Origin of the sequence: Streptomyces sp. NPDC020983 (assembly GCF_044333485.1) — a bacterium.
GTDB lineage: Bacteria > Actinomycetota > Actinomycetes > Streptomycetales > Streptomycetaceae > Actinacidiphila.
The window spans coordinates 619,688-628,892 of sequence record NZ_JBIRRA010000004.1 but is presented as its reverse complement, the minus strand read 5'-3'; the positions used below and the strand labels follow the sequence as shown (position 1 = coordinate 628,892).

Here is a 9,205-nt window from a genome sequence, read left to right as displayed (position 1 = left end):
TACGAGGACGACCCTCCGCCTTGCGATCGCACGCACCAGACACCGTCTGCCCCGCCCTCCGGGCGGACGACGGGACTTTGCGGACACGCCCTAGCGGCGGCGGGCCAGCGTCAGCCCGTCCGCGACGGTGAGCAGCACGGTCTCGACCCGGTCGTCGGCCCGCACGTGGTCGTTGAAGGCGCGGATGGCGGCGCCGCCGCCCGTGGTGCCCGGGTCGGAGACGTCCCCGTGGAAGAGGGTGTTGTCGACGGCCAGCAGGCCGCCCGGGTTCGTGCGCGGCACCAGCTCCTCCCAGTAGTCGACGTAGGAGCCCTTGTCGGCGTCGAGGAAGACCATGTCGATCCAGGGGCCCTGCGGCAGCGCCCGCAGCGTCTCGATCGCCGGGGCGATCCGCAGGTCGACACGGTCGGCGACACCTGCCTTCCGCCATGCCTCGCGGCCCACGTCCGTCCACTCCTCCGAGACGTCGCAGGCGATGAGCCTTCCGTCCTCGGGCAGCGCCTGGGCCATGGAGAGCGTCGAGAAGCCGGTGAACGTGCCGACCTCGACGATCTGCCGCGCGCCCGTCAGCCGTACCAGGAAGGCCAGCAGCGGGCCCTGCTCCTGCGCCGTCTGGAGGCCGGCGACGTCACCGAACCGCTGGTGGGTGACGTCCACCAGTTCGTGTTGCACCGGGTCGAGCGGATTGTGCTCCAGGACGTATGCGTACAGCTCGGGCGTGAGCTGCGGGTTTTTCGATTCGTACACGAGTCTGCTCCCAGGTCTGGCACTTAGGGTGACGGGATGCTTGTCGATGACGCGGTCGCCCTCGTGCCCAGCATTCCAGGCCGCCGTGCGCTGCTGGGGCTCGCGGGCGCGCCCGCCGCGGGCAAGTCGACGCTGGCCAGGCGGCTGGTCGCGGGCGTCGACGAACGGCTGGGCGCCGGGACGGCCGCGTACGTCCCGATGGACGGCTTCCACCTGTCCAACGCCCAGCTGGACCGGCTGGACCTGCGGGACCGCAAGGGCGCGCCCGAGACCTTCGACGTGGACGGCTACGTGGTGCTGCTGGAGCGCCTGCGCGCGGAGCGGGCCCGCCCGGTGTACGCGCCCGACTTCGACCGGCGCCTGGACGAGCCGATAGCGGCGGGTCTCGTGGTGCCGCCGGGCACCGCGCTCGTCGTCACCGAGGGCAACTACCTCGCCGACGACGGACCGGGGTGGGCGCGGGTGCGCGACCTGCTGGACGAGCTGTGGTACGTCGAGACGCCGCGGCGGGTGCGGGAGGGGCGGCTCCTGCGCAGGCACCTGCGCGGCGGGCGCAGCGAGGACGAGGCACAGGAGTTCATCGCCTCCAGCGAGCGGGTGAACGCGGCCCGCGTGGAGCGGGGGCGGGGGCTCTGCGACCGGGTCGTCTCGCCGCGCGAGGGCTGAGCCGGCACTGCGGGGTGCCCCGCGCGGCCGCCCCCGCGGTGCCCCCCTTGGCTGCCGCCGCTCACACGTGTGCCAGGAACTCCCGCAGGATCTGTTCTCCGGCGGCCACGCCGGGTGTCGGGAGCGGGGTGACGGTGGGGGCGGTCCAGCCGGTGTCGGACAGCTCGCCGTGGCCCGGGGTCCAGCCGGCGTCGGCGGCCAGGAGGAGGTCGACGTCGAGGAGGGAGTCGCCGGCGGCGAGGACGCGGCCGGCGCCGGTGCGGCGGACGACCTCGGCCAGGGCGGCGCTCTTGGACAGCGGCCGGGGCACCGCGTAGATCTTGCGGCCCTGGAGGGACACCGTCCAGCCCAGCGGCTCGGCCCAGGCGGTGAGCTCCTTGACCCAGCCCGCGGGCAGCCGCTCGCGGTCGACGACGAGGTAGCAGAAGAGGTCCTCGGCGATGCGCTCCTTGCGCAGCCACTCGGGGTCGGCGGTCGCGGCCAGGTGCGCGCGGACCTCGGCGAGGGGGGCGGAGCCGTCGGCGAGCCGGCGGCGCATCTCGGCGTTCCAGTCGTGGTCGGTGCGGCCGTTGACCAGCAGGTGCCCGCCGTTGGCGCAGATCGCGTAGCCCGGCACGGGGCAGGGCAGGCTGATCCGGCGGTACTGCTTGCGGGTGCGGGTCGTGGCGGGCACGAAGCGCACGGTGTCGGCGAGTTCGGCCAGGAGGCGGCCGGCGGCCTCGGTCATGAAGGACAGCGGCCGGCTCTCGTGCACCTCGACGCACAGCAGCCGCGGGGCCTGCTCGTCGGGCATGCCGAGGGCGAGCGCGGCAGCGGAGTAGATGAGGGTGCGGTCGAGGTCGCTCGCGACGATCGTCCGGCTGGAGGCGCGGTTCACCGGCCCGCCACCGCCTTGCCGTCGGTACCGGTCGCGCCGCGGGTGTAGCGCGGGTGGATGAGGCCGACGCACGAGTACGGCAGGTCGTCGGTCTCCTCGACGGGCACCCCGCGCTGCTCGGCGAGCAGGCGTACGTGGTCGAGGTCGGCGCCCGCGCCGCGCGAGGCCAGGATCTTCCAGGGGACGCGCCGCAGCAGCACCCGGGTGGTCTCGCCGACACCGGGCTTGACGAGGTTGACGTCGCCGATGCCGTACTCCTCGCTGATCCGCTCGACGGCCGCCCAGCCCGCCCATGTCGGGGAGCGGTCCTGTGCGCGCAGCGCCTTGACGTCCCGGGCCACGTCGTCGGCCGCCGCGTCGAAGGCGGCGGTGACGGTGTCGAGGAAGAGCCCGGAGACGTCCGAGCCGGCCAGCTCCCGGTAGAACTTCGCGCCGTGGAACTCGCCGGGGCCGATGAGGTCGGCGCGCAGCACGGTGCGCGAGACGAGGCCGGAGACGGTGGAGTTCAGGCATGCGGACGGGATGAGGAAGTCGTCGCGGGTGCCGTAGGTGGACACGCAGCCGCCGGGGTCGGCGAGTACCGCGATCTCCGGGCGGAAGCGCGCGAATTCCGGGAAGGCGCCGATCGCGTCGGCCAGCTCGCGGGTGATGGCGCCCTTGCCCGTCCAGCCGTCGACGAAGACGCAGTCGGCGGGGTCGTGGTGGGCGGCGAGCCAGCGCAGCGCGGCGGGGTCGATGCCGCGGCCGCGGACGATGGAGACGGCGTAGTGCGGCAGCTCCAGGCCGTGCGCCCGCCGTGCCCAGCGGCGCATGAGCACGCCGACCGGGGTACCGGCCCGGGCCAGCGACACCAGGACGGCGTCGGGGCCGCGCTCGGCGAGCACCAGCTCGGTGACGGCGCCGACCGCGCGGGCGATGCGCCCGGCAGAGGTCTCCAGGGCCGCCCGGAAGAGGTCCTGGTAGGCGGCGCTGGGCTGGTACTCGACCGGGAGCGACTCGGCGTAGTGGGCGCCCCCGCTCTGGATCGCCTCCTCGCGCTCCTCGGTGGGCGCCTCGAGCGGCACGTCGGACAGGTCCTTGAGCAGCCAGCCCACCTCGTCCGCGGCGTACGAGCCGAAGGCGGGGCCGCGCAGCGGTCCGGGGGTTGCACTCATCAGGCCGTGGTTTCCGTTCGCTGGGGAGGGGCTGGGCTCGTAGGTGGGGACGACGGCGAGCAGCACCGCGCCGGTGTGCGGGGCGAGCCGTGCGAGCAGGCCGCCGGGGGCGTGCAGGGCGGGCGTGTCGCCCGCGGAGTCGGTGACGCACACGACGGCGTCGAAGCCGGCGCCGGCGACGTTGTAGGCGTAGCGCTCGCGCGAGCCGTCGTCGGCGGGGTCGTCGTGCGCCGGGAAGACCAGGCGGCTGCGTATCGCGTAACCGGGATCGTCGACGGCGAGCACGGGCGAGCGGGTGGTCGTGGAGAAGTACGCCTCGACGCCGGCGCCGGGCGCGCGGGCCGCCTCCAGGGCCTGGGCCAGCCGCAGCGGCGCGTACATCAGCTCCTCGGTGCCGAGCACGAGCACCCGGCGGGCACCCGCGGGCAGCGCCTCGGCCAGCCGCCGGCCCATGGCGGGCAGCGCGGCCTCCAGGGCGGCGCGGTGGGCGGGCAGGAAGCCGTGCCGTCCTCCGTCCGGCACCCCCGCGGGCCAGTCCAGCCCGACGCGGCGCACCGCGGCGGCGGGGGCGGCGGGAAGGTCGGCGGGGGGCGACAGCTCGGCCACCAGGGACTGCGCGGCGGCCAGGACGCCGTCCGGGAGGGTGACCGTCCCGGCGGCGAGGGAGAGCACGTCGACCCGGGCACCCAGCTCGGCGGCGAAGGCGGCGAGCCGGGCGTGGTCGGCGGGGGCGCGCACGTCGGTGAGGGCGACGACGGCGTAGCGGTCGCGCGGGTGGCGGGCGTGCAGGTCGCGGATGGTGTTGAGGACCGTCTGCCCGGTGGAGAACTCGTCGTCGACGAGCACCAGCGGCCCCGTCCCGGCGAGCAGCTCCGGGTCCTCGGGGAGCAGCAGGTGGCCGGTGGCGTGGCTGTGCTCCTCCTCGAAGGCACCGCCGGTGGCGAGGCCGGGCACCTCGCGGCGGGTGGAGTGCAGGTACGGCACGGGGCCGACGCCGTCCGCGACGGCGTGGCCGAGCCCGGTCGCGGTCTCGGCGTAGCCGACGACGAGCGCGCGCCCGGCGTCCTCGCCCAGCAGCTCGCCGACCCGCCGGCCCAGGCCGTACGCGTGGCCGTAGACCGTGCCGGGGCGCTGCGGTACGTGCTTGCCGAGGACGTTGGACACGAGCAGGTGGGCGCGCCTGGGGTTGCGGCGCAGGGCGAGGCCGAGCAGGCCGGGCAGGTCCTCGCCGTGCAGGGCTATGCCGAGCCGGTCGGCGACCCACTGGCCCGGCCAGGTGGTGGCGTCCGCTGCGGGGCGGTGGCGGTCTTCTCCGGTGAATTTCATGTCTCGTACAAGGATGCCTGGTCAGGCCGCGGGAACACAGGCCGCGAGGAGTTCGACGAAGCTGATGCCCTCGCGTGCGACCCCGAAGGCCTCGGCGCGCAGCAGGGTCCGCTCGGCCCAGGCGCGGTGCGGTTTGACCTCGTTCATCTTGTTCGTGTAGGCGGAGCGCAGCACGCCGCCGCCGCTGCGGTCCTCGCGGAGGATGTCGGCGGCGTCGCTGTACTCCTCGTGCGTGACCACGCTCAGCGCGTGCACGATCGGGACGTGGGTGGGGTGGATGCAGGTCTTGCCCTGGAGGCCGTTGGCGCGGTCCAGCTCGATCTCGCGCAGCAGGCCGTCCATGTCCCGCTCCAGCAGCGCGGCGCGCAGGTCCTCGGACTCGCCCTCGGCGAAGGGGCTGCGGCGCAGCTGCGGCTTGAAGATGCGCTCCTGGTGCCGGAAGTACTCCCAGACGGGACCGGTCACCGTGAAGCCGGAGCCGTCCGCGCGGCCGAGGACGTTGACGACGTCGGCGATGACCGAGGCGACGATCCGCACGTCGTAGGCGGTCATGGCGGGCCCGCGGCGGATGCCGTAGGAGGAGCAGAAGTCGGTGACGCCGAGTCGCAGCGCGAGCACCCGCTCGCGGTACTTGTCGACGGTGCGCGAGATGCCGTTGAGGGCCTCGACCCGGGTCTCCAGGTGCATCAGCTCGGGCGACTCCAGCACGGGCATGGCGAACAGCCGGCGCCCGCACGCGGCCTCGGCGGCGGTGAGCGCCTCCAGGAAGGGGACGCCGCTCTCCTCGGTGAACTTCGGCAGCACGAAGCCGGACAGCAGCGCCACGCTGTCGCCGAGCCGGGTGGTGAGGTCGGTGATCTGCCAGGGGGTGCGGACCCGGATGAAGAGCAGCGGCAGCGCGTCCGCGGTGCCGGGGCGGGCGGCGAGGTCGTGGAAGTGCCGGACGATGTTGGCCTCGCCCGCCTCCACGTCGCGGTCGTCGATGGAGTCCTCCAGGCACAGCACCATGGAGACGACCCCGCGGGCGGCCTGCTTCAGCACGTCGTCGGCGAGCGTGGGCCGTGTCGCGGGCGAGTAGAGGGTCGCGCCGAGGGCGGCCGCGAGCAACGGCGCGGGCGAGTCCGGAGTGAATTCCCGCGGCTCGATGTGGAACAGCTCCTGCCGCGTCTCGGCGGCGAGGTGACCGAAGTGTCGCATGGCGCCCCCCTTCCTGGTTCGGGTCAAGTGACGGGCCTTGTGGACATCTGGCCGATTATCGTACGAGCGAGCATGCACCAGACGTTCCCTCGGCACGTGAAGAACACGTAACCACCGCAGGTCGGGGCGGTGGCCTGAGGGATTCCGTCCACCGTACGGCGCCGGGCGGGCCGGCGGAAGCGCTGCCGTGCCGCCCGGCGGGCCCTTCCGGCGTTGTGGGGCGGCCCGCCGGAAGGGCAGGATGGCGGGCATGACGCACGTGATGGTGAAGGGCTCGAACGTCCCCCTCGACGCCCCCGGCATCCGCGCGGTGCTGCGCTGGAGCCCCGGCAGCGGAACGCCCGACGTGGACGCCTCGGTGCTGCTGCTCGGCCACGGCGGCAAGGTGCGCTCGGACGCCGACTTCGTCTTCTACAACGCCCCCCGGCACCCCTCGGGCGTGGCCCGCCACCTGCCCAAGCACCGGGTGGCCGAGGGCCTGACCGACACCGTCGAGGTGGACCTCGCCGCGCTGGACCCCACGGTCCAGCGGGCGGTCATCGCCGCCTCCTGCGACGGCGGGCCCTTCCGGCTGGTCCGTGACCTGTGCGTGCTGCTCTACGACACCTCCGCGCCCGGCGGCCCGCCGCTGCTGACCTTCGACGTGCGCCCCGACACCGGCGCCGAGACCGCGCTCAACTGCGGCGAGCTCTACCGCAAGGACGGCGGCTGGAAATTCCGCGCGGTGGGACAGGGCTACGCGACCGGCCTGGTGGGGCTGGCGACCGAGTTCGGCATCACCGTCGACGACGCGGCGGAGGAGGCGTCCCCGTCCGGGGCGGCGCAGGGGGACGACACCGCGTCCGCCGCGTCCCCGGCCCCCGCCCCCGCGCAGCACCGCCCGCAGCAGCCGCCGAGCCCGTCGCAGGTGCAGACCCGCCCGCACCCCGCGCCCTCCCCCGACCAGTCCAGCGCGTACGGCTACCCGCTGCCCGCACCCGCCGCCGGGCACGTCCCCGCGCAGCCCGCGTACGGCTACCCGCAGCCCGTCGCCGCCGCCCCGCCCGTCGTACCGCCGGTGGTCCCGCCGCCGCCCGCCGCGCCGCCCGTGCACCAGCAGCCGCAGCCCGGCTACCCGGCGTACGGCTACCCGCAGCCCGTGGCGGCCTCCGCGGTGGGCGGCCCGGTCTTCGTGCTGCCGCCGCAGGGCCCGCAGTTCCAGCAGCAGCGCTGAACCCGCGGGCCCGGGGCCGCGCTCAGAGCTTGGACTTGTAGCCGCGGCCCCACTGGAGACCCCAGCCGTAGAGCCGGTCGATCTCGGCCTGGAAGCCGTAGACGTACTTCACCTCGCGGCGCACGGTCAGCTCGCCCTTGTTGTTCTCGATGAGCACCACGGCGCAGGAGCGGGCCTGCGGCTCGCGCTCGTTGAGCGGGATCTCGATCCGCGGGCCGGAGCCGGGGTAGATCTCGATTTTGGCGTGCGCGCGGTCGAAGGCGGGCGTGCCGTCGTAGATGTAGACGAAGACCAGCAGCCGCTTGAACTCGTCGCGCTTGTCGAAGTTGATGTAGAGCGTCTCGCCGGAGGTGCCGCCGAAGCGGTCGTCGCCGCTCATCTGGATGTACGGCGGCGCGTCCAGGTCGCCGTGGAACTCGCCGAGCGGCTGCACGACGCCCTTGGTGCCGTCGGCCAGCTCGTACATGCACGCCAGGTCCAGGTCGACGTTGACCATCGCCGGGCCGGCGGCCTGCACCACCCGGGGGCGGAAGACGTCGAACTGCCGGCGCAGGAAGCCGCGGTCGTCCGTGGCCCAGCTGCCGGTGTCGGAGGTGCGCATCGACCAGGACAGGTTGACCCGCATGTTGCCGACCGCGGCGCCCTGCTTGGTGAGCGACACCACCGGATGCCGTTTGGTCAGTTCGACCGTGTGCGCGTTCGCCATGTCGAACTGCCCCGCGCCGCTGGGCCGGAAGAAGTCCCGCCACGCCATTGCCGCCACCCCTCCGTAGCCGTAGCTCCCCCCGCACGCGCCGCTGCCCCCGCCGGGCGGCGGGGGCAGCGGGACGTCACGGGCGACCGGTCACACGCCGGTCGTGACTTCCGTCTTGTCGTCGTCCGCCGAGTGGGAACCTTCCCCGAGACGGCGGTTGCGTACCACCGACGACCAGTACGACGCACCGATCAGGACGACGCCGACGAGACCGGTGACGACCTCGCTGATGTCGTACTTGATGGTGGCCAGCAGGATGAACGCCAGCGCACCGATCGCGTAGTGGGCGCCGTGCTCCAGGTACACGTAGTCGTCCAGCGTGCCCTTGCGGACCAGGAAGACGGTCAGCGACCGGATGTACATGGCGCCGATGCCGAGACCGAGCGCGATCTCGAAGATGTCGTTGCTGATGGCGAAGGCGCCGACGACACCGTCGAAGGAGAAGGACGCGTCGATGACCTCCAGGTAGAGGAACATGAAGAACGCGGCCTTGCCCGCCAGCCCCGCGACCTGCCCGGCGGTGGCACCGCTCTTCTGCCCGGCAGCGCCCTCCGGCTCGTCGCCGGCCTCGTCGTCACCGTCGTCGTCATCGTCGTCCTCGTCCTCTTCGAGACGCTCCTCGAAGAAGCCCGAGACGCCGCCCACGACCAGGTACGTGATGAGGCCGCCGACACCGGAGAGAAGGACCGTCTCGGCCTTGTCGATCTCACCGTGCCCGCCGTGCACCGGTACGCCGGTGGCCACCGTGGTGGCCGCGATCACCAGCACGACGAGCGCGATGACGACCGAGAGCATGTCCAGCTTGCCGAGCTTGGCCAGCGGGCGCTCCAGCCAGCCGAGCCAGGTGATCTCGCGCTCCTCGAAGATGAAGTCAAGGAAGATCATCAGCAGGAAGATCCCGCCGAAGGCCGCGATGGCCGGGTGGGCCCCCGTGACCAGCGCCTCGTAGCGGTCGTGGTCGTTGACCGCGACCCTGACCGCCTCCCACGGGCTCAGCTTCGCGGTGATCGCCACGATGATGATCGGGAAGACCAGCCGCATGCCGAAGACCGCGATGAGCACGCCCACCGTCAGGAACATCTTCTGCCAGAAGGCGTTCATCTTCCGCAGGATGCCCGCGTTGATGACGGCGTTGTCGAACGAGAGCGAGATCTCGAGGACCGACAGGATCGCGACGATCGCGAGTCCGTGCCACCCCCAGAGAACGGTGGCCAGGGCGAGGCCGGCGGCTGTGATGCCGAACGACCAGCCGAATGTTCTGAGGAGCACGT

General features: G+C 73.3%; 8 protein-coding genes. 2 read left to right on the top strand and 6 right to left on the bottom strand.

Annotated features, from left to right (window positions below; all coding sequences use genetic code 11):
• Window positions 1-90 precede the first annotated feature (90 nt).
• On the bottom strand, window positions 91-747 hold the full coding sequence (locus tag ACH4SE_RS11890; RefSeq protein ID WP_398543180.1) for an O-methyltransferase: 657 nt from the start codon (window positions 745-747) through the stop codon (window positions 91-93).
• Window positions 748-783: 36 nt separating this feature from the next.
• On the opposite strand from ACH4SE_RS11890, the gene ACH4SE_RS11885 reads away from it, so the two are divergent.
• The gene (locus ACH4SE_RS11885; protein WP_398543179.1) at window positions 784-1,413 is read left to right on the top strand and encodes a nucleoside/nucleotide kinase family protein; all 630 of its coding nucleotides are present in this window, start codon (window positions 784-786) and stop codon (window positions 1,411-1,413) included.
• Window positions 1,414-1,474: 61 nt separating this feature from the next.
• On the opposite strand, the gene ACH4SE_RS11880 is transcribed toward ACH4SE_RS11885, so the two are convergent.
• From ACH4SE_RS11880 to ACH4SE_RS11870, 3 genes are read right to left on the bottom strand one after another with little or no spacing between them, the layout of a single operon-like run.
• The gene (locus ACH4SE_RS11880; protein ID WP_398543178.1) at window positions 1,475-2,290 is read right to left on the bottom strand and encodes an HAD family hydrolase; all 816 of its coding nucleotides are present in this window, start codon (window positions 2,288-2,290) and stop codon (window positions 1,475-1,477) included.
• A complete protein-coding gene (locus tag ACH4SE_RS11875) occupies window positions 2,287-4,770 on the bottom strand; it encodes a phosphoribosyltransferase (RefSeq protein ID WP_398543177.1) in 2,484 nt (827 codons plus the stop codon). The genes ACH4SE_RS11880 and ACH4SE_RS11875 overlap by 4 nt, the downstream gene beginning before the upstream one ends.
• 21 nt (window positions 4,771-4,791) lie before the next feature.
• On the bottom strand, window positions 4,792-5,967 hold the full coding sequence (locus tag ACH4SE_RS11870; protein WP_398543176.1) for an HpcH/HpaI aldolase/citrate lyase family protein: 1,176 nt from the start codon (window positions 5,965-5,967) through the stop codon (window positions 4,792-4,794).
• 250 nt (window positions 5,968-6,217) lie between these two features.
• On the opposite strand from ACH4SE_RS11870, the gene ACH4SE_RS11865 reads away from it, so the two are divergent.
• Entirely contained in the window at window positions 6,218-7,180 is a 963-nt protein-coding gene (locus ACH4SE_RS11865; RefSeq protein WP_398543175.1) for a TerD family protein, read from the top strand.
• A gap of 22 nt (window positions 7,181-7,202) precedes the next feature.
• On the opposite strand, the gene ACH4SE_RS11860 is transcribed toward ACH4SE_RS11865, so the two are convergent.
• Together ACH4SE_RS11860 and ACH4SE_RS11855 are read right to left on the bottom strand one after the other, a co-directional pair.
• On the bottom strand, window positions 7,203-7,934 hold the full coding sequence (locus ACH4SE_RS11860) for a Tellurium resistance (RefSeq protein ID WP_398543174.1): 732 nt from the start codon (window positions 7,932-7,934) through the stop codon (window positions 7,203-7,205).
• A gap of 90 nt (window positions 7,935-8,024) precedes the next feature.
• Window positions 8,025-9,203, bottom strand: a complete 1,179-nt coding sequence (locus tag ACH4SE_RS11855; RefSeq protein WP_398543173.1) for a DUF475 domain-containing protein — start codon at window positions 9,201-9,203, stop codon at window positions 8,025-8,027.
• Between the last annotated feature and the right edge of the window lie 2 nt (window positions 9,204-9,205).